Origin of the sequence: Desulfosoma sp. (assembly GCA_037481875.1) — a bacterium.
In the GTDB taxonomy this organism is placed as follows: Bacteria; Desulfobacterota; Syntrophobacteria; order Syntrophobacterales; family DSM-9756; genus Desulfosoma.
Genome location: JBBFKY010000002.1, coordinates 123,668 through 147,655, shown reverse-complemented (window position 1 = coordinate 147,655; position 23,988 = coordinate 123,668). Strand labels below are relative to the sequence as shown.

15 protein-coding genes and 2 tRNA genes are annotated in these 23,988 nt (G+C 52.1%); 10 read left to right on the top strand and 7 right to left on the bottom strand.

Annotated elements, in window-relative coordinates:
* The first annotated feature begins 6 nt into the window (after window positions 1–6).
* The 4 genes from WHS46_03515 (at window position 7) to WHS46_03500 (ending at window position 6,604) form a co-directional block, all read left to right on the top strand.
* Window positions 7–1,365, top strand: a complete 1,359-nt coding sequence (locus WHS46_03515) for a ferric reductase-like transmembrane domain-containing protein (protein MEJ5347740.1) — start codon at window positions 7–9, stop codon at window positions 1,363–1,365.
* Between the two features lie 153 nt (window positions 1,366–1,518).
* The gene (locus tag WHS46_03510) at window positions 1,519–3,540 is read left to right on the top strand and encodes a methyl-accepting chemotaxis protein (GenBank protein MEJ5347739.1); all 2,022 of its coding nucleotides are present in this window, start codon (window positions 1,519–1,521) and stop codon (window positions 3,538–3,540) included.
* 956 nt (window positions 3,541–4,496) lie between these two features.
* Window positions 4,497–6,242, top strand: a complete 1,746-nt coding sequence (locus tag WHS46_03505; GenBank protein ID MEJ5347738.1) for a putative sulfate exporter family transporter — start codon at window positions 4,497–4,499, stop codon at window positions 6,240–6,242.
* Window positions 6,243–6,331: 89 nt separating this feature from the next.
* Complete coding sequence (locus tag WHS46_03500) at window positions 6,332–6,604, top strand: hypothetical protein (GenBank protein ID MEJ5347737.1); 273 nt, start codon at window positions 6,332–6,334, stop codon at window positions 6,602–6,604.
* Here WHS46_03500 and WHS46_03495 read toward each other — a convergent pair.
* Complete coding sequence (locus tag WHS46_03495) at window positions 6,601–6,957, bottom strand: hypothetical protein (protein ID MEJ5347736.1); 357 nt, start codon at window positions 6,955–6,957, stop codon at window positions 6,601–6,603. The two genes, WHS46_03500 and WHS46_03495, sit on opposite strands and share 4 nt — an antisense overlap.
* 164 nt (window positions 6,958–7,121) lie before the next feature.
* On the opposite strand from WHS46_03495, the gene WHS46_03490 reads away from it, so the two are divergent.
* Both WHS46_03490 and WHS46_03485 read left to right on the top strand, forming a co-directional pair.
* Window positions 7,122–9,566 carry a DUF3365 domain-containing protein gene (locus tag WHS46_03490; protein MEJ5347735.1) on the top strand — a complete coding sequence of 815 codons (2,445 nt, stop codon included), beginning with the start codon at window positions 7,122–7,124 and terminating at the stop codon, window positions 9,564–9,566.
* Window positions 9,548–10,987, top strand: a complete 1,440-nt coding sequence (locus tag WHS46_03485) for a sigma-54 dependent transcriptional regulator (protein ID MEJ5347734.1) — start codon at window positions 9,548–9,550, stop codon at window positions 10,985–10,987. Before WHS46_03490 ends, WHS46_03485 begins: the two co-directional genes overlap by 19 nt.
* A 153-nt stretch (window positions 10,988–11,140) precedes the next feature.
* Here the strand turns inward: WHS46_03485 and WHS46_03480 are convergent, their stop codons facing one another.
* Window positions 11,141–13,111, bottom strand: a complete 1,971-nt coding sequence (locus WHS46_03480; GenBank protein ID MEJ5347733.1) for a chemotaxis protein CheW — start codon at window positions 13,109–13,111, stop codon at window positions 11,141–11,143.
* Window positions 13,112–13,833: 722 nt separating this feature from the next.
* Window positions 13,834–13,910, bottom strand: a tRNA-Arg gene (locus tag WHS46_03475).
* Between the two features lie 49 nt (window positions 13,911–13,959).
* Between WHS46_03475 and WHS46_03470 the strand changes: the two genes are divergently transcribed.
* Window positions 13,960–14,478 carry a DUF721 domain-containing protein gene (locus tag WHS46_03470; protein MEJ5347732.1) on the top strand — a complete coding sequence of 173 codons (519 nt, stop codon included), beginning with the start codon at window positions 13,960–13,962 and terminating at the stop codon, window positions 14,476–14,478.
* Window positions 14,479–14,537: 59 nt separating this feature from the next.
* On the opposite strand, the gene uvrC is transcribed toward WHS46_03470, so the two are convergent.
* Window positions 14,538–16,508, bottom strand: a complete 1,971-nt coding sequence (gene uvrC, locus WHS46_03465) for an excinuclease ABC subunit UvrC (GenBank protein ID MEJ5347731.1) — start codon at window positions 16,506–16,508, stop codon at window positions 14,538–14,540.
* A gap of 524 nt (window positions 16,509–17,032) precedes the next feature.
* Between uvrC and WHS46_03460 the strand changes: the two genes are divergently transcribed.
* A tRNA-Pro gene (locus tag WHS46_03460) sits at window positions 17,033–17,109 on the top strand.
* Window positions 17,110–17,164: 55 nt separating this feature from the next.
* Here WHS46_03460 and WHS46_03455 read toward each other — a convergent pair.
* Window positions 17,165–20,071 (bottom strand): PAS domain S-box protein, encoded by a 2,907-nt coding sequence (locus WHS46_03455; GenBank protein ID MEJ5347730.1) that lies wholly within the window; start codon window positions 20,069–20,071, stop codon window positions 17,165–17,167.
* Window positions 20,072–20,191: 120 nt separating this feature from the next.
* Here WHS46_03455 and WHS46_03450 point away from each other — a divergent pair, with 120 nt between their 5' ends.
* On the top strand, window positions 20,192–20,824 hold the full coding sequence (locus tag WHS46_03450; GenBank protein ID MEJ5347729.1) for a hypothetical protein: 633 nt from the start codon (window positions 20,192–20,194) through the stop codon (window positions 20,822–20,824).
* Window positions 20,825–21,143: 319 nt separating this feature from the next.
* Here WHS46_03450 and cutA read toward each other — a convergent pair whose 3' ends face one another.
* The gene (cutA, locus tag WHS46_03445; GenBank protein ID MEJ5347728.1) at window positions 21,144–21,479 is read right to left on the bottom strand and encodes a divalent-cation tolerance protein CutA; all 336 of its coding nucleotides are present in this window, start codon (window positions 21,477–21,479) and stop codon (window positions 21,144–21,146) included.
* A 73-nt stretch (window positions 21,480–21,552) separates the two neighbouring features.
* Here cutA and WHS46_03440 point away from each other — a divergent pair, with 73 nt between their 5' ends.
* A complete protein-coding gene (locus tag WHS46_03440) occupies window positions 21,553–22,200 on the top strand; it encodes a hypothetical protein (GenBank protein ID MEJ5347727.1) in 648 nt (215 codons plus the stop codon).
* Between the two features lie 391 nt (window positions 22,201–22,591).
* Here the strand turns inward: WHS46_03440 and WHS46_03435 are convergent, their stop codons facing one another.
* A complete protein-coding gene (locus tag WHS46_03435) occupies window positions 22,592–23,983 on the bottom strand; it encodes an undecaprenyl-phosphate glucose phosphotransferase (protein MEJ5347726.1) in 1,392 nt (463 codons plus the stop codon).
* Between the last annotated feature and the right edge of the window lie 5 nt (window positions 23,984–23,988).

Here is a 23,988-nt window from a genome sequence, read left to right as displayed (position 1 = left end):
TGGGCGATGGATGGACGAGCCGTAAAAATCTTTATCGGTCTCGGGGCTTTTCTGCCTTTGCTTCTCATTGGCTCATGGGTAGCTTTTGTCTTGCCGCAAATGGGAACCATGGGAACAGCCGATAGGGCTGCGGCGTTGAGTTCCATTCTCGCCCAAAACGGCTTGGTTTTTCTCGTCGTCCTCGTGGTGCTGGGAAGTCGAACTCGGGTGGTCGAACATTTCATTGGACTGGATCGAATGATCCGCACTCATAGACCCCTGGCGCTGCTCACTTTCGGCCTGCTCCTTTGTCATGTGGCCTTTCAAGGTGTACGCTTCTATGCTCTCGGAGGAAAAGACCTTGCCCTGTCGGCGCTTGTCGGCTCCACCGTGTGGGAAATGACGGTAGGTCGTATGTCCCTTCTCCTGGTTCTCCTTGTCGCCATGGCGGCCCTGTCGGGAAAGATTCTTCGTGTTCCTTTCATCCTGTGGAAACCTCTGCATGGCCTGGCTTATGGGGCTGTTCCTTTAGCGTTTGCCCATGCCCTCTTTCGAGGGACCACCATGGGAGAAGGACTTCGCTTTGGAGTTTGGCTTGTTCTTCTGTCAATTTTCTTGGGTGTTTCGCTTGGACGGTTGATAAAAATCCTTCGAGGAAGTCGCATCTTATGCCAGGTTGAGCAGATCGTTCCGGAAACGCATGATACGGTTTCTGTTTGGCTTCGACCCCTGAAAGAAACGGGAAAATTGGCGCCTCGACGGGCGGGACAATTCGCCCTGTTACGCCTTGCCACAAAGCGCGGGTTCAGTGAACCGCACCCTTTCACCATCTCTGGTCCTCCCGAAGACCAAGTGCTTCGTTTTACCATCAAGAGAACCGGTTCGTTCACTCAGCGGATTCATAGGCTGTCTTCAGGGGATCGTATCCTGTACGAAGGGCCTTTTGGCGTGTTTTTGGCCGACGTGAACAGGTACTCATCCCTTGCCTTAATTGCGGGCGGAGTCGGCATCACACCCTTTTTGAGTTTGTTGCGGCATTTTCAGGTCACCAGCCAAGCAGTTCCCACGGTTCTTCTGTATGCCAACAAGACCCTTAAAGATATCATCGCACGGGAAGAGCTGAGCGCCATGGCTCAAACTATGCCACTTCAAGTGGTCCATGTCCTCAGTCGAGAAACCTTCCCCAACGGATATCCCGAAGATGGCCCGCGGGTTTTATTCCTTAAAGGGCATATCACAGCCGAAATCCTGAAAAGCCAACTTCAAGCCGATCAGGGCTTTTACCTGTGCGGACCTCCTGCCATGCAACAAACCGTCCTCAAAGAAATTCGGGCTGCCTTCGGCCTGAAACCTTCTTCTGTCTCGAGAGAACTTTTTTTCTGGTAAAAAAAGACCGAAACTGAGCGCATTTTCTCTAAAGTCCTGTCCGTTCTGTGCCGATCATAGGGCAGGATGGAAAAGCGGTGCATCGGCAAAGCATCTTACTTTTCGTCATGCACGCAGACCCTGAAACATGCAAAAGACAGAGGAGGGCAAGAGATGCAACAGAGACGATGGACTGTGGGGAAACGCTTGGGTTTGACATTTGCGGTGTTGTGTGGGGTTGTGGCGGTTCTCGGAGGCGTGGCGTACTTTACGGCTATTCGGGCTGTCAGCGCTTTAAATGAGGTGGGCCATGTGAGACTGCCCAGTGTGGAAGCGACCTTGGTCATGGCCGAAAAGCTGCAAGACATTCGCGCAAGTCTTCGAACCTTGGCCATTTCAGGGCTGGATTCTGCGGTCCGGCAGCGCCAGTATGAAAACATCGCCAAAGCTCGAGAGGCCTATCAAGGCGCCATGAAAATCTATGAGCCGTTACCGCAGACTCCGGAAGAAGCCGAAGTGTGGAAACAGTTCAAGGTGGCCCATGAAGCTTGGAAGGCGGAAAACAACAAGGCGCTGGAAATGTCCAAGCGCTTTGACGCCTTAGGAATCAAGGATCCTGACGAGCTCAAATCAAAAATTTCGATGTTCACCGCAGATCACCTGAATCTGGAAGCCCGAGTTTTGGACATGATCCTTACGGGCAAATCGTTCCAAGGCGGTGAAGACCATACAGCCTGTCGTTTCGGAAAATGGCTTACCCAGTTTTCCACGCAAAATCCTGAACTCAAAAATCTCCTGGCTTCCGTTCAGGAACCTCATCGTCTGTTTCACGAAACCCTTCGTGAAATCAAGGAATTGGTTCGTTCAGGAAGGAACGAAGAAGCCCGCGTGCTTGTTGAAAACCGTTTTCGACTGGCTCGTGAAGAGGTCTTCAAACACTTTGAAGGGATTAACAAGATAGCCGATGACGCGCATGCGACCATGGCAGCCCTTGAAGAACAATTGCTTGGGCCTGTGCTCGAGAAACAACGCATCGCCTTGCCTCTCTTGGAAAAAGTGGTGGCCATCAACCGAGACGTGGGGAAAAGCGTCTCCGAGCACTCCATCACCTTTGCCGAACGCATGAAAGTCTTCATGACTTCTGCGGCGCTGATCGGCCTTGGGTTCGCCATTCTCCTCGGGGCCGTCATCACTCGCGGCATCAACGCGGTGCTGAGAAAGACTTCGGAGGAACTGGGGGAAAGCGCCGAACAGGTGGTTTCGGCGGCCGGTCAGGTGGCTTCGGCAAGCCAGCAGTTGGCTGAAGGGGCTTCTCAGCAGGCCGCAGGTATTGAAGAAACCTCTTCCGCCGTGGAAGAGATGGCTTCCATGACCCGGCAAAACGCAGACAATGCGGCTCAGGCCGACGGACTCATGAAACAGGCCGCCAAAGCCGCAGAAAAAGCTAAGGTCAGCATGGTCGAGCTCTTGGAATCCATGGAAGAAATTACACGATCAAGTGAACAAACCCAAAAGATCATTAAAACCATTGATGAAATCGCGTTTCAGACGAATCTTTTGGCTCTGAACGCCGCCGTGGAAGCGGCTCGAGCGGGGGAAGCCGGGGCCGGTTTTGCGGTGGTGGCCGATGAAGTCCGAAACCTTGCCATGCGTGCGGCGGAAGCGGCCAAGAACACGGCGCAGCTCATCGAAGGCACGGTGGTGCGGGTGAAACAAGGGGCGGATCTTACGGAAGCCACCAATCAGGCTTTTTCCCAAGTCCATGAAAGTGTGATCAAGGTGGCGGAACTGGTGAACGAGATCGCTGCGGCTTCCCATGAACAAAGTGAAGGGATCACGCAGGTGAACACGGCCATCTCGGAGATGGACAAAGTGGTGCAACAAACGGCGGCCAATGCTGAAGAATCCGCCTCCGCCGCGGAAGAACTGAATGCTCAGGCGGCTCAATTGCAGTCTCTGGTGGAAGAACTTCAGGCCCTCGTGGGAAGGCGAGGCGACGGTCTCAAGATCAAAGGCTTAGCCTGGAAGAAAGAAAAAGCACCCCCTTCGCCAAAAGACAAAGTGTTTTCGCGGAAAGAGCCGAAATCCGTGGCCAAGGCAGGAAACGGCAAAGCTCACCCTGCGACGCTAAACAAAAGCGACAAGACCTCACCACAAGAACTCATTCCTTTTGACGAGGATTTGCAGGATTTCTAAGAGACCATGAGTTTGTCCGAAAACTTACAGTGACCGTTGCATCGCTTGCCATCTCAAGGCAGGGGCGAGTCGGCGCCTGGCCTCTGCCGAAAACGGCATTGTCGCAGCAGTCCTTCGCCTGCTTGGACGAGATCCTAAGAGCTTATTCGAGAATAAGACAAGGCGATGGTTTTTTTATGAAAGCAAGGACATCCACCCAGCCGTTTGTGCAGCCAAAAAGCACGATAACCCAAGGGAAAGATGGGCTTGAGACGTAGGGGTACGGCGCGCCTGGCCCCCTACGTCTTGACCTGGAACGGTTCCATCTAAGTTCTCGGACAGCCTTCAAGGCTCTGATTAAAAAGCCGGCTTGTAAATTTCTTGCCAATCGAAACCAATACCCATTTGGTCATTTCTGGGAACTTCGTCAAAATAAGCCGACGCAAGGCCTGATGGGGCCGATCGACGTATCCCCCTCCAGATTTACCTTCCAGCTCCGCATTCACTGAAAAATATTCTTAAGTAGGCCTGCCCGATGGGTGTTGTCTCCACGAAAAGAAAAAAGTCGCACCTGGACCGGAAGCTCATGGTGCCGCTCACTGAAAATCCCACCAAATCTCTTTGTCACGTCTCTGGCACACCCATCTTTCTCAACGCCAGCAGCAACCTCATTGTCGTTTGGCAAACGTAGTGGAAGACGACAAGACGCTGCTCAAGGTGACCGGATTACCTTCTAAACCAAGCCCTGAAACTGCAAACTTTTGTTAGCAGATGCTAAGGCAGGTATACGCTAGCAAGCCCGCGGCATGGAACATATTTAGAAGTATTCCGATAGGTTAAGCAATTATCGCCTTATGGGGCTCGCTATTTGCTTTGCAGGCGAGAGTCAACGGCGCCTGAGCCCGAGCCCAGTTGGGGGCGGCTGACTGAAAAGATGGCACGCAAAAGAGGAAAACCCAAAAGCAAAGGAGAGGAATATGGAGCCGACATCCAAGAACGAGCAAATCGTTATGGACAGAGCCACAGCAAGCTGGTCCGACCTATGGACAAAGGAAGACTATTGGGCCATCTGGCTGGGATTCATTCTTCTGATCGCAGGTCTTATTGCCTTTTGGTCTGCAAAACCTAAAGGAATGCACGAGATCATCGCTAAATCCAATGCGATCATGGAGGCGGAAGCTTCCCGAGCGCCGTTCAAGACCATCGAATGGTACCAAGCTCAGGATGCCAAAAAGAAATTAAAGGCGACCAACAGTGAGGTTGGCAAGTTTTTCAGGAAATGGCTGGCGCACCCGAAAGATTGGAGCACCGATATCACTCAGTCTTTTTACATGAGCAAGGAGCGGGCCGATGCTCTCAATACGGCCAACATGCCGAAATACGAAGCCGCCAAAGCCAAGGAAGCCGACGCTTTGGCGGTTGCCATGGCCGCTCAAAATGCTGCGGCTCAAGCCGGATTCCAAGATGCGGCGTTGAACGCTGCGGCCGTAGAAAAGATCGACGCCTGGCGAAAAGCTCATGCGGCCGCTTCCAAGGCCAAGGCTAAGACGGAGCATAAGCCGTACAATCTGATTCCGACGCTTCTCGGACTCGGTGTCGTGATGGCTCTCTTCTTTTCCATAGGCATTAAATTTATGGGAAAAGGTGTTTTTGCTTTCCTCAAGGGCTTTGGAGCGGTCTTCCTTATTAGTGTCGTGGCTTACTGTTTGGCGAGTCAGGCCACCATGAAACACTATGGTGTCGAATACGCCGTGTGGGCTATCGCCATCGGCATGCTGATCGCCAATACCATCGGAACACCGCAATGGATCAAACCTGCGTTAGAAGTCGAGTATTTCATCAAGACCGGACTTGTCCTACTAGGCGCTGAAGTCCTTTTCTCAAAGATTGTCGCCATCGGGATACCGGGTATCTTCGTGGCCTGGGTTGTAACTCCTATCGTCCTTATTACCACCTTTATCTTTGGGCAAAAGGTGCTCAAAATGCCTTCGAAAACTCTCAATATCGTGATTTCCGCCGATATGAGCGTTTGTGGTACGTCCGCAGCCATTGCAACCGCGGCCGCTTGCCGAGCCAAAAAGGAGGAATTGACCCTGGCCATCGGTATTTCGCTGGTATTTACGGCCATCATGATGGTGGCCATGCCCGCCTTCATTAAAGCTGTGGGAATGCCCCATATTCTTGGCGGTGCATGGATGGGCGGTACCATTGACGCCACAGGTGCCGTAGCCGCAGCCGGAGCGTTTCTTTCGGACAAAGCGCTGTACGTCGCCGCTACCATCAAAATGATTCAAAATGTCTTGATCGGCGTGACGGCCTTCGGAGTCGCCGTGTACTGGTGCGCCAAAGTTGAATGTGTGGAGGGTCAACGGGTCAGCTGGATGGAAATTTGGTACCGTTTTCCGAAGTTCGTGTTGGGCTTTCTGGCCGCTTCTATTCTTTTTTCGGTTTTGGACGCACAGTTGGGATCCGACGCAGGCTACGTCATGCTCGACCAGGGAGTGCTACGCGGTTTTACAGGCTTGGCCCGAGGCTGGTGTTTCTCTCTGGCTTTTGCTTCCATCGGTCTCGCTACGAATTTTCGGGAGCTGGCTCACTATTTCAAAGGCGGCAAGCCAGTCATCCTCTACGTCTGCGGTCAGAGTTTCAACCTCGCTCTGACCTTGGCCATGGCATACCTGATGTTCTACGTGGTTTTCCCGGAGATCACCGCAAAGATTTAAAGGCGGTTTCATCCGGCATCCCCTTGAGGAGATCATTTCAGTCTCCTCGAGGGGCAATGAAGACAAAAACCACGCAGGAGGACTGAATTATGGAAAATGCAAGAGCACCCCGGCAATGGCTGGCCTTTTTAGGAGGCTGGATCCTTTTCTGGTGTTTCATGTTTCTTGTCTGCCCTGCCTTAAACCGAACCTTCGTCACCATGGATCAGATAGCTCAAGTGATTGATGAGCACAATCTGCGTACAGGCATGTTCTTTTACACGGACGTGGAGGTTACGGGCGATGCCGGTGTAGAAACTCGCAGCAGCATTCGCTTTGGACCTCACGGTGTGAAACGCTCAAGTTCCATGGTGCAAGACTAGTCTTTATCCAGATCAAAAAGTCTGTCGATGCGCTGGAAGACCTGCTTGAAAAAGCGAAGGAGCATAGGGAGACAGCCCGCCAGATAGGCCATTTGTTCGAACGGACTTCCACCTCGGCCCAGGACCCCAAGGTAAAACTGAAAGCCTACGATAAGGGTTAGGGCAGAGCCAACGCATCTCGTGAGGTTCGTCGTGATCCTCATAAGGCATCGCCTACCCGAAATCTGGCCCCGCATGAACAAAATCGCCGCCGCCACCATTCCCAGAATCGACATCCAAGCAAGGGAAAATAAAAGGACCGAGGCCGCTCCCAAAAGGGCGGCTATAACCATGGACAACAACAAACCCTGCATGGATGGCTCCAGTGCTCGTTCTTTGGACCTTCGTCCCGGTGGACATCAGGCCGCACACAACTCATCCCCAGCGAACTGAGGTGTTGCCAAGAGCCTGGTCATGAAATACGCTTTTCCGTGATATCTTAAACCCCAGCGCACGAGACGAGAATCATCGACACGCCATGAAACTGCCTCACTTTTATACCACACAAAGCAAGTTTTTCTTCGGCCTCACCGTGGCCGCCATCCTGATCGGCACCATCCTCGCCTTTGGTTTTTATATTCAGGTGCGCAACGTTCTGGAAGGAGAGGTCCAAGAAAAGGCGGAAATTATTTTCGGACAGGTTGAATCCGTGCAGAATTATGTTCGCAGAACGCTTCGCCCTCGAATGTATCGGGAACTTCCCGATAAGTTCGTCATCGAAGCCATGTCTTCTTCGTTCATTTCACGATCCGTCATGGAACAGACAGGTCAGAAGCTGGGACATGTTCTCTACCGCCGCGTCGCCGAGAACGCTCGAAATCCACAGTTTGAGGCGAACGACATTGAACGGGGACTGATCGCCTTCTTTCGTGAACATCCCGATCTTCATCTTTGGGAGGGCCATATTCGCTTCAACGATGTCGACCACTATGTGATGGCTCGGCCGGTACGATTCGAACAAAGTTGCCTTCACTGTCATGGTCGATCGGAGGACGCTCCGCCGGAACTGTTGCAGCAGTACGGAGAGCGAGGTTTCGGCCGGACTGAAAACCAGGTGGGCGGTATCGATTTTATCGGAATTCCCACATCTCCTCACACGGCAAAGTTGAAGCAACGCCTCCTCATTTCTCTCACCATCTTTTCCTTGGGAGCCGTGCTCTTTTTCCTATCCACGCAGTTCATCTTTAAACGTGTGGTCACGGACAATCTGCGCCATCTCATGCAACTGCTGCAAAACAGCCTTCGAGATGCCAAGGGACAGGAGCTTTTGAGAGAAATTCAGAGTCGCGATGAAATCGGGGCGATGATCCAGGGAGTGGCCCAATTGGGTCAGCACATTGCCGAAAACCGCGCTCAACTGGAAGAATACGCCGCGGCCTTGGAAGACCGCGTCGCCCAACGGACTCAAGAACTCGCCCGTGAATCCTTGGAACGAAGAGCCGATGTGGAGCTTTTCGTTCAGTTGCTCCATACCGCCACGCGCTGCCAGACAAAGTCGCAACTCTGGCAGCGCTCCCTTCCTCTTCTGGGTCGGCGTTTTGCCTTGAAGCGTGCCGCTTACACCTGCACTTTCACGTCGCACAACCAATTCCTCTGGCCTGACGGAGCTGCCAAGCCGAAGCTTCCTGAAGATTACGTGAACATTCTGACCCAGTCCGGAATACGTGTGGATCAAAACGTGGCTCTGATCTCTGTGGAGTCTTCAGAAAGAAACCCCGAGGGGCTGCTGTATCTGGAAAAAAAACCAGGAGAGGCTTTTAGGGCCGAGGATCAGGAAATCCTTCGAGCTCTTGGGCGTCAGCTCGGCATTGCCGCAGAGTATTTATGGGCTCTTGAGAGCCTTCTGCGATATTCGGACCAGTTACAGTCTATCTTTGAAGGCATTTCAGATCCTCTGCTTTTGCTAGACGGTCAGGGGACGGTGATCGTCACAAACAACGCCGCTCGAGAGTTGGCTCGGCAACTCTCCGATGGCCGCTGTGAGGACGGAAACCTTTTGCCTTTACTTTTGGATGGTGAAAAGCAGCAATGGCTCCAAAGCCTTTCAAAGGCCACGTCTCGCGAAGCCTCGAAAGTCATGGAAGTAAAGCTGGCCTCGGGCCGAGTCTTTCTTCTTGGCTTGCATCCTCTGAAGGATGATGAGAGACGTCAGTTGGTTGTGCACGTGACCGAGGTCACCGAGCAGCGTCGCATGCTTGAGCAGGTGAGTCGCTCGGAAAAGATGGCCACAGTCGGTAAGCTGGCCGCAGGACTAGCCCATGAAATCAATAACCCGCTGGGAGTGATCCTTTGTTACGCCGAACTGCTCAAACAGTCCGCCAAGCCGGAACAGCTCGCCGATTTGGACGTGATCCTTCGTCACACAAGACAGGCTCGCGAGGTGCTGCGTAACCTTTTGGACTTCGCACGCCCGAAAGTGACAGACGGCCGGAGTACCGATATTCGAGCTGCGATCCAGGCAATCATTCGTGTGTTCAGCGTGCAGGCGGAAAAGAAGAAGGCGACGGTCCAATTTGAAACCGATGGATCCGACCCGATGGTGGAAGCGTCCTCTCAGGTGCTGGAGCAGATTATGGCCAATCTCCTTTTGAATGCTCTGGATGCTCTGCCCCCTCAGGGCGGTCGTATCCTGGTAACCCTTAACCATGATACGGTTCGTGATGAGGTGGTCCTGACAGTCAAAGACAACGGAATAGGATTGAACGAAAATGAGCTTTCACAGATTTTTGTCCCGTTTTACACCACCAAAGGCCCCGGCAAAGGGGTGGGACTGGGATTGAGTCTGGTCTACAGTTACCTTCAAGAACTTGGCGGCCGTGTGGAGGCGTGCAACAACCCAGAGGGTGGTGCCTGTTTCATTCTTTTCATTCCCAGAAAGGCGACCGTGAAAGAGAGTGTGACCCAATGTCCGTGGACCCCGTGAATCCAGTAGAGCTGCGAGAGGGCTTTCGTATTCTCGTGGTGGACGATGAGATGGACTTCGCCCGCGGACTCTGCAGGCTCATCACGGCTGAATTTCCTGATGTGGAATGCCTTCCTCTTCCAAACGGCCATGAAGCGCTGGCCGAGCTCAAAGCGCGCGGTGCTGATCTTCTCATCACGGATCTACGCATGCCCGGCATGGATGGCATGTCCTTGCTGGATCATGCTCTAGAGTTGTATCCACAGATGGCGGCTGTGGTGCTGACCGCTTATGGTGCCATTGAAACAGCCGTGGAAGCCGTCAAACTGGGTGCCTATGATTTTTTAACCAAGCCGGTGGAAAAGAACCATCTTCTGTGCGTGGTGCGCCGTGGATTGGAACGATGCCGGTTGACCAAGGAAAACGCAAGGCTTCGAGAGCTCTTGGAAGCGGGAGGCACCACGCTTATCGGGGAAAGCCCTAGTATGGTGCGTTTGAGGAACTCGGTGGCTGCGGTCGCTCGAAACGATTATCCGGTGCTGGTGCGAGGGGAGTCAGGTTCGGGTAAAGAGTTGGTCGTAAGGCTTATTCACATTCTTTCACCAAGAGCCGCCAAGCCTTTCCTTTCGGTAAACTGCCCGGCATTACCTGAAAATCTCTTGGAAAGTGAGCTTTTCGGTCATGAAAAGGGAGCTTTCACAGGGGCCGATCGGGCTCGACGAGGTCTGTTTTTGCAGGCAAACGGAGGTACCGTTCACCTGGACGAAATAGGAGATATTCCTCACAGTGTGCAAACCAAACTGCTACGCGTGCTGCAAGAGCAGGAAATCAAGCCTGTGGGAGCCGATCGCGTGGTAAAGGTCAACGTTCGAGTCATCACCTCGACGAATCAAGACCTTGAGGAAAAAATCGCTCAGCGCACTTTTCGAGAAGACCTCTACTACCGCTTGAATGTCCTCACCATCACGGTGCCGCCCCTGAGAGAACGTATTGAAGACATTCCTCTGCTGGCTCAGTATTTTTTGAAAAAAACATGTAATGAGCTGAAAACGCAGGAAAAGTATATCTCTCTTGAAGTGATCGAATGGCTCAAACACCGAGAGTGGCCCGGCAACGTCCGTGAACTTCAAAACATGATGCGACGCCTCGCGGTGTTCTGTCCTGGAGAAGTGATCGATCTGCAATCTTTACGTCTGGTGGAAGCGGGAGCTATTCCGGAAAATTCCCAGTCCATGAAAAGGATTCAGCCTTACTACAAAAAGGCCAAGGCTCGACTTTTGTCCTGTTTTACTGCAAACTATGTTCGGGACCTCCTTCAGGCAACCGGAGGGAACATCTACGAGGCCGCTCGGCAAAGCGGCCTTTCTCGTGTCGCCCTTCGGAAAATCCTCTCCCGCCTCAAAGGCGACCTGGCCCCCCGCGAACATGACGAAGGAAGCTAGTAAACGTCGAGATCACTAACATGACTGTAAAGAGCTGCTCTTCAAACGTGCAGGACATGACTCTAGGGGCCCCTGAAGGTCACATAAAGCCGGCTCCTCTTTCCAGCGCCGTACCAAAGGAAAAGCCGCCGCCGTCTCATACCGAAAGCCCTGTCAAGCGGCCTTTGAGCGCACTTCATGAATCACCGTAGAGAGTCCGTTTAATTGATCGGAAAAAAGACGGTGTACATTCAGCAGGATTCTCACGCTGTTTCCGTGTTTAGCCATACCTGAAATGTATTCCAAAGGGGCTCCCAAACCGTAGGCTGGCGCATCTTCAATGTGCCCTGCTTTGATACTTTCCACATGAGATACCGTGTCCACCACGACACCGATATGAATAAAGCGCCCTGCCTGAGGGATCTCCAAAATGATGATACAGGTCCGATCGTGGTAGGGAATTTCTGGAAGACCAAATTTCAGTCGAAGATCCACAATAGGAATCACCTGGCCCCTCAAGTTGACCACCCCTTTGAACGATCGCGGGGTTTCGGGTACCGATCGAATGGGTTTCATCCCGACGATTTCCCTTACAGACAAGACATCCACACCGTAAGTCTGATCCATGAGGTGAAATATAAGATACTGGCCTTCCCGATCCAGGTTCGCCTTGTTGGTGGAGCCTCCGTGCTGTTCGAGAAGTTCTACCTTCGCTCGAGCAAATATGCTTGCATCGTGTAAAATGGAACGGCGGACCAGGCTTCCGGTCTCACGACAGGCCCTTTCAGCAAAGCGAAGGTCCAACAATCGGCTGATATCCACTCGGGATCCCAAACCCATTTGATCCACCATATAGTCCTGTATTTTGACGAAATCGTCGGTGTTCGGCAGCAAATCGTCTGTTTTAATTCCCATGGAATCTGTCAGCACGTTTTTAAGGATGGCCTTTTTTAGTCCCAGGGTGCCTTGAGGGTCCAAGAACTGGACTCCGATTTCCGCTGCGGCTTCCGGGTTGTTGGCAATGAACTTGCCGGCCTGGACAAGCATCCCGACCAGCTCCTGCATGGCTTGCGGGTGCTCCTGAAGGATTTCATCGCGCACCGCCACAACACAGCACGGATGATTCTCCCACAATTCCCCCGACAAAAAGAGTTCGTCGGCGATACCCGCGGCAATGGCTTTGGTCCCGATGGGTTCAGCCACCATGAAGCCGCAGGCTCCGGGCTGCTCCGAAAGGAAATCGGGCATCCTCACAGGCGGAGCCACTTCATAGATCACATCACAACCAGGCTGTCCCGCAATACCCGGATTCAAGCCTAAGCCCTTGAAAAACATGTGGGAAAAAATGTGATGAATAGACAATTCGTGGGGAATAAAAAAAGTTTTGCCTTTCAACATGTTCACGATCGATTGTCCCGAAGCTTTTCGGCGTACGGCGATGCTTCCGTTTTTGTGCGCCAGCAAAACGATGCGCAAAGGAACCCCGTAGCCAAAAAGATCCATGGCCAAAGGGGCCAACACAAACGCCGCATCCACTTCGCCTTCCGCAAGAGCTTTCTGAACCGGGTTCCAGCTGCTCATGCACAAGGTCTCGAGTTCAAAATGGCGCGGAGTCTGCGCTCCGTTTTCAATAAAGCGCTTGACCACCCCTAATGTCAAATGATCCGTGATTTGAATGTGAGCCACCTTGAGCCTCACCTTGCCGGCTTCCGTCAACTCGATGCACCGATCCTGGGTGCACTTTCGATCCCTCAAAGTCTTCCCGGCCAGTGTATCCTCGATAGCCTTTTGCAGTTCCTGAGGCGCAAAGGGCTTAGTGATGACGTTGTTGGCCCCGGCTTCCGCCGCTTCCATGCGTTCTTTCATCTGCGCCCGGCCTGTGGCCATGATAAAAGGCAGCTCACGGTACCGCTCCTGGGAGCGTAATGCCCGTACCAACTCCAAACCACCCATATCGGGCATGTTCCAATCGCTGATCACCAGCGCGATGCGAGGGTTTTCCTCAAGAATGCGGAGAGCTTCCCGGCCGTTTTCTGCCTCGAGAATACTTGTATAGCCGAGAGAATTCAGGACCTTGATTTCCATTTTTCGTGTGATCGAAGAATCTTCCACCAGCAAGATCAGGATTTCCGTCTCCCGCGCCATGCTCTCATCTCCACTCTTGTGATTGCGTCAATGTTGTTGCGGACTTCTAAGAGGCGCTTTGACGCCTCAAGGAGCTTTCGTTCGTTGCTCAGGATGATCTTCGGCTTTTTGAAGAAAAAACTTGAGGAAAATTTTTGCTACGATAATCGACCCACGCCGTGGATGCCGACGAAGGAATGTCGAGGGCTCCTTGGGTTCGCGATGTTTTGCTTCTGTTCCAAAATCATTGACAAGTCCCCATCTCCACATCCAAGGGAAAGGGACGATGAAGACAGACCCCATCGCCTTTTGTGAAATAGCACACATTTAATGAAGAAATTCAGACCAATATCAATGCCTGGCGCGGTGGCAAACAGGCTTAGCGTTAGCTAGACCAATCACCTTAGCTTTTCGATTCCCTACATGCTCCCGAGAGGTTGTCCGAGAACGGATTCTTAGCGACGAGCGCTAGGGTGATCCCCGCATAACGAGATGCCTGCAGGCCTAGGCGCCCAGGTAATAATGCCTGTTGTTGGAGGGCGAGGCGCCGCCTCGCCGTTGCTTTGAAATGGCATTGGAGACCTCGGTGCCGGGAGTTCTCGGAAACACTCCTCATGGGCGCTTTGAAACGCACGCGGCATCCTTATGAGTAACGGCGACTTTTACTTGCGCATTCTGGAAAATGGGCGCTATTGTTTTCACGACGGTAAGTATTCGATGAAGAGGATCTTTCGTTTTCATCTTGGTGCCCCCGGCAGGATTCGAACCTGCGGCACCAGGATTAGGAATCCTGTGCTCTATCCTCCTGAGCTACGGGGGCCCTCGGAAAAACTTCTCACTCATAACACAGTGGTAGGAGCATTGCAAGCATGCTGGAGGGTTCGCGGGAAAGGGTGTCTCTTCACAAACCGGTTCCTATCGGACAATTCATCAAGGATGTGCTGGCGCAACAACCATCGTTTGCCAGCAAACCTCTCGGGGATTGGAAGGAACTGGTCGGAGAAAGTGTGGCGCGCCATTGTACACCTCGATCTCTGAAGAACGGGTGTTTGGTCATTATCGCTCGGGACAGTGTCTGGAAACATCATCTGGAACTGAACAAGGAAGCGCTGTTACGCCGCATCAATGAACAGTGGGGTCGTCGCGTCATTACGGAGATTCGAATTCGTGTAGGAGAAATCGAAGAAGTTGCCGATAAGTTGGACGCCAATTACGAAAAGCTTCAGAAGCTGGCGCCCAAGAAAGCAAGGAAGAAGAAAAAAAAGCCTCCCTTGAGGAAACTCACGGAGGCTGAAAAGGTTTTCGTCGCTTCCCTGAAGGATAAGGATTTACGCAAGATGGCGGAAAGACTATTGCGGCTCACTGCCGATGATGCACGGATTCCGTGAAGCTCCTCTCGAAATAAGCACCGTTTTGGGATCCGCCCCTTGGCTCAAGGAACCTCTCTTCATGTGTCGGAAGGTTGTGCTCTTTGAAAATGCTCCATGACGTTTCGAGCCACGGGTTCAGGAATGCCGGGAATGCGCATCAGTTCGTCTAGGGTCGCGTGCCGTAAACTTTCCATATCCTCAAAATGGGCTAAAAGAATCTGTTTACGTTTCGGACCCAAACCTTTGACGGCATCCAGAATGGAACTCAGTAGTTTTTTGCGATGACGGTGTTTGTATCCACTGACGGCAAACCGATGCGCTTCATCTCGCATGCGCTGGAAAAAATGAAGCACTTCGGGATGTCTCGATAAAAAAACAGGATTCTTTCGACCCGGAACATAGACTTTTTCATAAAATCCGCGGCCTTCCGGTCCCACATCCTTATCTTTTTCTTTGGCCAAAGCTAAAACAGGGAGCTTTTGGTCAAGACCTTTGGTTTCCAAGAGCCGGCAAATTCGGTTCAGTTGACTTTTTCCGCCGTCCAGGACCAAAAGATCAATGGTTTCAAAAGGGCGGCGCCGAGCGGTTAGCAGTCGGTCCACAGTTTCTTCCATCATGGCCGGATCATCGGGTTCTGATACAGTGCTAATGGAAAAACGACGATAAAGGGAAGGGCGAGGTTTTCCGTCCACGAAAGTGACCGCTGAGCCCACGGCATGACGTCCTGAAGTGTTCGAAACGTCCACGCACACGATATGACGGGGCAGGCGAGGTAGGTGAAAGATTTCCATGATCCGCGCCGCAACCTCAACGAAGAGATCGTCTTGGCGAAGGGAGCTGCGGTGATGTTCTTGAGCGTTTTTAATGGCGAGATCCAGCAAAGCTCGACGCCTACCACGTTGTGCAGCCCACAGGCGCACGTTTTTCCCTCGAATTTCTGTCAACCATTCTTCCAAGGTTTCGTGGCTTTCCAGTTCCATGGGAACGAGGATTTCATCGGGAATCCAACGTCCTTCCCCGTAGAATTGTTGCACGAAGGAAGCCAGGATGTCCGGAGGTTCGCCCGAAACCTCTTCCAAATGATACGTTTTTTGCCCTACCACGGCACCTCGGCGAACGAATAGCACCACCACGGTCCAGCGGTCTTCTTCCTCCGCAAAACCAAGCACGTCCTGATCCAGGAGGCGGTTCGAGACGATGTTTTGCGATTCCTGAATTTCTTCGATGAAGTGCAACCGGTCTCGATAATAGGCCGCCTTTTCAAAATCCAAAGCGTCGGCGGCTTGCTGCATTCTCTCTCGAAGCAGGTTCTGAAGCTTGTCCGTTTTGCCCTGAAGAAACAGAATCGCCTCGTCCACCATACGCCGGTATTCTTCTTGGGTCACTTTTCCGGCACATGCACCAAGACATCGTCCCAAAGAGTAGTTCAAGCATGGGCGATCCCGAGGCATCAGTTTGGGCGACTTGCATAAGCGCAAGGGAAACACTCGGTGAAGAACCTTGAGGGTTTCTCTTAGTGCATGAGCCGCATGATATGGACCGAAATAGAGGGCTCCGTCATTTTCAAACCGACGAACCACGGAAAGTCGAGGGTAAGGTTCTCGAGGATCCAGCCTCAGGGCAGGGTAATTTTTGTCATCCCTCAAAACCACATTGTATCGAGGCCGGTAGCGCTTGATGAGACTCGATTCCAGAAGCAAAGCTTCCTTTTCGTTTCTGGTGACAACAAATTCCAGGTGGGAGGCGTTTTTGAGCAGGGCCCGTGTCTTAACAGGGAGGCTTTCTGCAGCGCGAAAGTAGCTGGCCACCCGCTTTCGCAGATCTCGCGCCTTGCCGACGTATAGGACATGCGCTTTGGCATCTTTAAAAAGATAAACGCCGGGTTCATGGGGCATTCGAGGAACCTCCACCACCAATTTGCTGAAACTCGCCTCGCTGCCCCGACTTGTGGCACTGTCTTCTGTGGCGAATTGCTCTGTTTCCCGAGTACCCGTCGAGGCGCTTTCATCCATGCTGGGTTTATGAAAGTCCCGTCCAGGTTCCTGCACCGTAAGGACTTCCTCATCATGATGCGTGGCCGCTGGAGGCTCCTGCTGCCCGGAACCTTTCCCATCGAACCGACAAAAATCAAGCCTTGCCTCGAAGTCGCTATCCCTGAAACCGTTCATACACATTGACCGCACGCTTTTCACCGACACAGACCGACAGCCACGAACCGTTTTGCGACAAACTTTCGTCTGTTTCTATAGCACCAGAGAGAGGCGCGAGGCTAGGCCTCTGTCCAAGAACGATAAAGACCATTGCATCAAATGCCATTCGAAACTTGGGGTGAGGCGGCGCCTTGCCTCTCCAAACCCGAAACCGGGGCATTCCCTAAAACAAAGACCCTTGGGCCCGTTTATTGTGCGGGCCGTACGCCCGAACAAGGCATCTCCTTTGTACAATCAGAGAGTCCTAGAGGCGACGCCATGTACCCGCTCCAAGATCTTTCGCTCCAAGACTTTCTTGTCCTCCGCCCGAATCCTGGAAAAGGCTGGACAGAAGGGCGGGGTTTTGCTAAAAGAACCTCCGGCGGGACGTGGCTCAGTTTGGGAGAGCGCTGCGTTCGGGACGCAGAGGTCGCTGGTTCAAATCCAGTCGTCCCGACCATATCAGGGTGCAAAGCCGAAGGAAAAGCCTTCGGCTTCTTTTTTGTTACCAGCCCTCATTCTGATCGATTTCTTTTTTGGTTGAGAACCAGTTGAACCATGTGAAGAAGTTTTTCTGAACTAAAGGGCTTAGGCAGGAAATGCACATCAGGCAAAAGAATCCCTCGATGGGCCAGTTGATCATCTGTATAACCGGAAATGAAAAGAATCGGGACAGATGGCATGAATTCAGCAAGCCAACGGCTTAGTTTCACCCCGTTCATTTCCGGCATGACGACATCGGTCACCACAAGATCCACTTTGGGTGCTCTTTCCAAAATTTTTAATGCGTCCCTACCCGAAGACGCCGTTACCACATCATAGCCTCTGTCGCGCAAAACCTCTTCAATCATGGCCCGAAGTGGCTCTTCATCCTCCACCACAAGGATGGTCTCCGAACCCCTCCAATCCTGAAGGCGTTCCTGCCTTGCTATGAAGAAGTTGTCGGCTTGGAGTGTGGTTCGAGGGAGCAAGATTTGAAACGTCGCTCCTTGGCCCTTGGAACTTTGCACCAGAATATAGCCTCCAAGCTGTTTGACGATGCCGTAGACAGTAGCCAGACCAAGGCCGCTGCCTCGTCCCTCGGGTTTTGTGGTAAAGAAAGGTTCAAAAATTCTATGTTGAATTTCCGGGTCAATTCCGTGCCCGGTATCATGCACCTGAAGACACACATACTCACCGGGTTGCATGACAAAAAGCCCGGCATTTCTCGGTTCCACAATAGCCTCATTGCGAGTCTCCACCGTGATGCGGCCCCCTCCCTTCATGGCGTCTCGAGCATTAATGACCAGGTTCAGAAGGATTTGCTCGATAAACATAGGATCCGCCATGACTGCCCACAGATCCGGGCTAAGCTGTAGGGTGATCTCGATGTCTTCTCCCACGGCACGGCGAAGTATAGGGCTGAAGCCCTTGACGAGCAGATTCAGGTCAAGAGGCGCGGCACGCATGACCTGCTTTCGGCTAAATGCCAGCAACTGTCTGGTTAGGCTGGAACCCCGTTCGGCAGCCTTTTCGATTTCATCCACACGCTTTTTGATAGCACCGTTCAGATCGGATTTTTTTCTCATGAGATCACAGCAGCCGAGAATGATCGTAAGGATATTATTAAAATCATGAGCAATGCCTGCAGACAACTTTCCCACGGCATCCATTTTTTGGGAATGTAACAGCTGTTTTTGCATTTGGATTTCCTGAGTGATATCCCTTGCGCATTGCACCACTCCCAGTAGTTTCCCCTGCCGATCTCTAAGCCTTGCAGCCACGATACTCGTATACCTTTCTTGGCCACGAAAGACGATTTTCCCGGTCAACTGCAGCCCTTCCGAATGAAAAGGCAACGGCTGTGCTTTCCATTTGGGATGTTTTTGAATAAGCTCCTGCGGCGTCATTTCCAGGAGAAGTAGCGCGGGAATAGGCAGATTTTTCCTTTCCAAAATCGGCTCCAGATTTAAAGGCCTTGCTAAGACCTCCCGTTGAGACATTCCGGTCATCGTCTCACACACCTTGTTCCAAAAAACCACTCTTCCCTGAAGATCGATCACAAAAAGGCCGATCGGAATTCCATCAAGAACCGTTTGCAAGTATTCTCGCTGTTTTTCTTGTTCCAGCTCTAAGGCCTTTTTTTGCGTCACATCTCTTACGCAGGCCAGAATACGCGCCTCTCCGGATTGAAACACAAGACTCAATTGAACTTCGGCGTTGATAAGGCCACCGTTTAGGGTCTCATGTAGCCATTCAAACCTTTGCGGACACCCCGCCAAGGTAGATTGCAACAAATCAGTCCCTTTCTTATGGGATAGGCTACCGTCCGGTTGAATTTTCGAGGAGAGATCCATGGGTGTTTTACCAATGAGCTGTTCCTTCGTGGCTTGGAAGAGGCGACATGCGGAGGCATTGCATTCCAGAATAGTCCCTTTTTCATCGAGAATCATCAGGGCATCGTCCGCTTTGTCAAAAACCGCTCGGTACCAATTTTCTGCCTCGGCCAAGGCAGCCTGCATGGCTCGATGTTGCGCGGCCACGTCCTCAAGACAACCGGTAACCTCCTTTATATCGTGCAGCTTTCGGCGAAGCCGAGCCCGGAGCACAAAGGCCAGAGTCGCCAAGATCAGAACTCCTGCCAAGGCCGTGTAGAGATATGCCTGCGGGACTCCTGCGCGCGAGGCTTCCTTAGGGGTTTGCAACCAGTGGGATAGAGCTCGATAGAGAAAAGAATCGGCATCTGCTTTCCATTCGCGAATATGTCGATCGACGCTGTCAAGAAGATCGAAGGAGTCGTTCATCGAGCCGGCAAATTTGATCTCGACAGGGTGCACCACCACCGGAGTGCTCTGAACATTGCGGCCTGCTGTGGAAAAAGTCGCATAAATTCGGTTGGTAAGCCCCATGTCCGCCTGGCCGCTTTCCACCATGGCCACAACCGCGTCGTATGAGGATGTTTTTATTAGCTCGACTTCAATTTGAAAACGATCGAGCAATTCCAACAATGGTGGTACGTAAACATCCTCACTGAGAACGGCGATTTTTTTTCCTTGAAGCTCCGTAATGCTCTCGATGGATCGGCCCTTGGCGGTAATCAACACACCCCAGTTGACCAACACAGTTTCACGACTGAACCGGAAGAAGTGGGCCCGCTCCGGGCTTTCCGCAATGGCAGGCACCACATCCACGACGCCATCTTTAAGGGCTCTCAAACAATTTTCCCAGACCTCGTAACGATACTGCAAGGACCATTGTTCTCTTCGAGCAATTTCGTTCAGAAGCTCACTGAAAAGACCTGAAGCCCGACCAGCCTCATCGCGGAAAGAGAGGGGAAACCCTTCGTAGAAACAGACCCGAACCGTTCGGCTGTGCGCTACTGTCGTAAAGACCATAAAGAGCAAGAACAAAAGGAAAGTGCAGGGACACCACTTCTTGATCATTTCATGGCTCCTGCTTAAACTGGCACTGAGATGCGCAGGTTTTTCCGGTGCTTTTCCTGATAACCTAGATTTATGAGGGATTGCAACAATTTTATGCTCAATGGCACAAGGAGGAACGGTATGTCCCAGATTATCGCCTGTGTCACTCGGGAAGGAATTATCCTGGGCGTTGACGCCAAAGCGGTGGATGTGGATGCCCAAGGAAATGTGGTCCACAGCACGGTGGAATGGCTCCATCCCCTGGGAACTCGAGCCGCTGTGGCGGCCGGCGGAGCGCCGGAAGGAGCCGAGATGGCTCGGTTGTTAAGCCGCTTTGTCATGGAGGAAAAACTTCAGGACATCTCCGACATTTACCCGGCGGCCTTGTCTTTTCTTGCCTCCCAGTACAACGAATTTCTGCGCAAAATGTGCCGCGTGGTTCCAGTGGATCCCATCCATCAGGTGCATTTCATCCTAGCGGGCATCTCTGCGCAGGATTCAGAAAATCCTTTCAAGCTTTATCTTGTCTGGACTAAAAAAAAGCAGCCCCAGTTGGACGGTGAGGAAATTCGCCATGCTTTTACGGTGCCTCGACGTATGGCTTTGGAATATCGACTGAGCCAAATGGCGCAAAGAGGTGCTGCGGTGCAGGAGGTGCTCAAGGAAGTACGTTCGGCCATGGAATCCCTCAGCTGGTATAAAGAGGAAGTGGGGCCGCCGTATCGCTTCGCCGTTCTTTCCAAAGAAGGTTTTCAAGAGGTGTCCCCCGCCTAATCATTCTTTCGTTCGTGGCTTGTGCAACACCACACCTCGCTTGGAAAGGCGGGCATGCTGCCTGCATTAAAAGCGGCCCAAAGGTTTTCGCCTGCAACAAAAAATTCGGTTTCAAGCTTAAAAGGGCGAGGCGCCGCCTCGCCCCTACCTTGAAACGGCAACAAAGACCTCGGTATTTCAAGTTCTCGGAAACGCTCGAAGGACCAAGAAGTCGGCGGCTGATTTAATCAATCCCCTCTTCAGGCAACTTGTAGGATTTGTCGGGCTGCGTGGCATTCAAGATCCAGATGGAGCAAGCCCGGAGCCTTTGCCCATTCTGTTATGAGCATTTTTTCCCGGTGCATTCCGCCACCCATGCCAAATACGGTTCATGGCCGTCTTGCACCGGTACCGCGATGATTTCTGGAACTTCATAGCTATGTAAGGCCTTGACACGGGCTTTTAAGAGCGGGAAAACGTCACGTGTGGTTTTGGCTATGAGAAGGTATTCAGGGTCGTCGCAAATTTCGCCTTTCCACAGATAAATGGAACGGATGGCAGGAATGATGTTCACGCAGGCGGCCAGTCCTTCTTCAACCACGGTTTTGGCTATGGAATAGGCTTCATCGGCTTGGCTCACGGTAATAAAGCTGATCCAAACATCAGACGCCATCATGTGCCCTCCTTCTTTCCAGGTGCGTGTGTGGTGACATGGGCGTAAAACATGTTTTTAAACCATAGCGTGCTTCATGAGCGAATACAACCGGGACCAGTGGAAAAGCTTCAAGGCCATTGAGGCGACCATGCATGCCTTATCGGAAGATCGAGTGGCTGCACTGCGCTCGGACCTAGAGCCTTATCTCGTTTTTCGACGAAAACTGCGCGTCTTTCATGAAAGGTTTTTTGAGCGTTCTTGCGTGTCCCTTTGCTTTGAAACACATCGAAGCGCTTGCTGCGGTTTTGAAAGTATTTTTACCTTTTTTGCAGACCAGGTGATCACTTATATTCTTTCAAAAGCCCACGAAAGGGAGCAGCTTTTTGAAGCTCTCCTTAGGCCTTACCGCTCCGACCGCTGCGTGTATTTGGGGCCCGAGGGTTGTGTGTGGAAACTGCCTCCTATCTCATGCGCCATGTTTTATTGTGAAGAAGTCAAAGATTTGGTCTTTTCAGCCCGGCCCGAAGCCGCCGAACTTTGGCAAGAACTACGAACCGCCGAAAAGACTTTTACTTATCCGGACCGCCTCGTGCTTTTTGATACCATCGAAAGTCTTTTTCGATCTCTTGGTGTGGATTCTCCGCACATGTACTTTCACAAGAGCCCAGGACTTCTGCGCATCAAGAAAAAAGCCATCAGTAAAACCCCTACCTTGCCATGCTTCAAACCTACGCGGGCATAAACACTAGATCCCAGACATTTTGGAGAGGCAGACCCGTTCTTTCACCTTCATTCTGTAGGGGAGGCCCCATATGTCCGACCCGAAATGAACGCCGAGTCACGGTGGATCCTTGTTCGGTTCGCAACCAAAGCGTTGCAAGGGCGGCCCCATATGTCCGCCCCAGAACCCGCCGTCGGGGCAGGTTTTTAGAACGCCCACGCCGGTGCGCCCCTTCATGAAAATGTCTGCCTTCGGCGCGGCTGTTAGGGGCTATGAAAAAGGGGATGGTCCTGTGGCTACAACCACACGGATGCCGTGCGTTCAGCAGATGCCGGCGATAGAGGTTCTTGCGTGACCTACTCGATGGACCTGCCTGAAGGGGGCCTTCCCTTAAACAAAATCCTCTATGGGTTCAATAGGCGTTTTCGCTTTTCCACACTTGAAAAATGGTCAAAAAGAGAATTTTGATATCAAGCCACAAGGACCAGGACCTTAGGTATTCCAGATCGAATTCCACTCTTTTTTGCATCTTTTCCAGCGTGTCCGTTTCTCCTCGCCACCCCTTGATCTGGGCCAACCCTGTAATACCGGGCCTCACCTTGTGGCGAAGCATGTAGCCGAAAACTTTTTTTCGAAATTCTTCATTTAAAGCTACGGGGTGTGGTCGAGGTCCCACAAGAGACAAGCGCCCCTGAAGAACATTGATAAGTTGAGGAAGCTCGTCGAGAGATGACTTTCTCAGAAAGCTTCCAAGAGGGGTCACACGAGGATCACCCTTAGTCGCTTGTTTGAACGTATACCCATCTTCACACACCGTCATGGTGCGAAACTTGTAAACCTTGATGGGTTGCCCATCCAAGCCGTACCGCCATTGTTTGAAGAGAATCGGTCCAGGAGACGTCAGTTTTACAAGAACGGCAATCACGGCCATGACAGGAGCAGCGAGGAGAAGCGCCAGGCTCCCCAGAACCAGGTCTTCGGTGCGTTTGAGGAGATTGTTCACGCCCATGTGGGGAGAATCCCAGAGTCCCACAAAAGCCATGTTGTCCAGACGGATCATGTGGCCGCCGAGGAACACATCCAAGAGAAAAACGTCAGGAACCACGAAGACAGACGCCGTCGTGTCCGCCAGTTCCCTCACCAGCCATTCCGTTTTTTCATAGGCTTTGGTGGGAAGGGCCAAATAAACGTGGTGAATGTTCTTTTCCTTGACGTACTGAGGAAGATCCTTCAGCGGTCCCAAGTAGGGCAGGCTGTCCAGAGGCTCGTCGCTTTTGTCGTCAAAGAATCCCGTGATCTTGACTCCGATCCAAGGGTTTTCCTTGAAACAGGCAATAAGGTGCTCAGCCAGATGCCCTCGACCGGCGACCACACCCTGGCGGATGTTCCAGCCTTTGGCACGCAACCTTCGCACAATGGTGCGTAGCACCAGTCTTTCGGAACATAAAAGGATCGGCAAGATCACCATCCACGACAAAACCACTTCCCTTGCATAAATGGCGTTCATCTTGACGGCATAGGCCAATATGAGAGAAGTGCCGAAGAGAATAAGACAGCCAAGAAGCACTCGGTACAGTTCCTGACGTAAAGGAGTGCCCCGCCAAGAGCGATAAATTCCGGCAAGATGAAATATCCCGAGACCTTGAAGAAAAATAACGGTGGCCGTTGCCGGATATAAAGGTTCATGGTAGCTGTGAAAATAGACACTGACGGCGAGAAACACCAAGGCGGCCACCAGAGGGTCCAGCACTCGGTGTGTGGAAATAAGCAGCGGTTCGTAAGAGCGAAGACGTCCTTCACTCATAGGGG

Bases quoted from the DNA above. Each gene is read 5' to 3' on its own strand.
- WHS46_03485 (MEJ5347734.1), top strand. From the start codon at position 9,548: ATGTCCGTGGACCCCGTGAATCCAGTAGAGCTGCGAGAGGGCTTTCGT.
- WHS46_03435 (MEJ5347726.1), bottom strand. From the start codon at position 23,983: ATGAGTGAAGGACGTCTTCGCTCTTACGAACCGCTGCTTATTTCCACA.
- WHS46_03455 (MEJ5347730.1), bottom strand. From the start codon at position 20,071: ATGATCAAGAAGTGGTGTCCCTGCACTTTCCTTTTGTTCTTGCTCTTT.
- WHS46_03495 (MEJ5347736.1), bottom strand. From the start codon at position 6,957: ATGCAGGGTTTGTTGTTGTCCATGGTTATAGCCGCCCTTTTGGGAGCG.
- cutA (MEJ5347728.1), bottom strand. From the start codon at position 21,479: ATGATGGCGTCTGATGTTTGGATCAGCTTTATTACCGTGAGCCAAGCC.
- WHS46_03490 (MEJ5347735.1), top strand. From the start codon at position 7,122: ATGAAACTGCCTCACTTTTATACCACACAAAGCAAGTTTTTCTTCGGC.
- WHS46_03480 (MEJ5347733.1), bottom strand. From the start codon at position 13,111: ATGGCGCGGGAGACGGAAATCCTGATCTTGCTGGTGGAAGATTCTTCG.
- WHS46_03440 (MEJ5347727.1), top strand. From the start codon at position 21,553: ATGAGCGAATACAACCGGGACCAGTGGAAAAGCTTCAAGGCCATTGAG.
- WHS46_03470 (MEJ5347732.1), top strand. From the start codon at position 13,960: ATGCTGGAGGGTTCGCGGGAAAGGGTGTCTCTTCACAAACCGGTTCCT.
- WHS46_03500 (MEJ5347737.1), top strand. From the start codon at position 6,332: ATGGAAAATGCAAGAGCACCCCGGCAATGGCTGGCCTTTTTAGGAGGC.
- WHS46_03515 (MEJ5347740.1), top strand. From the start codon at position 7: ATGGATGGACGAGCCGTAAAAATCTTTATCGGTCTCGGGGCTTTTCTG.
- WHS46_03510 (MEJ5347739.1), top strand. From the start codon at position 1,519: ATGCAACAGAGACGATGGACTGTGGGGAAACGCTTGGGTTTGACATTT.
- WHS46_03450 (MEJ5347729.1), top strand. From the start codon at position 20,192: ATGTCCCAGATTATCGCCTGTGTCACTCGGGAAGGAATTATCCTGGGC.
- WHS46_03505 (MEJ5347738.1), top strand. From the start codon at position 4,497: ATGGAGCCGACATCCAAGAACGAGCAAATCGTTATGGACAGAGCCACA.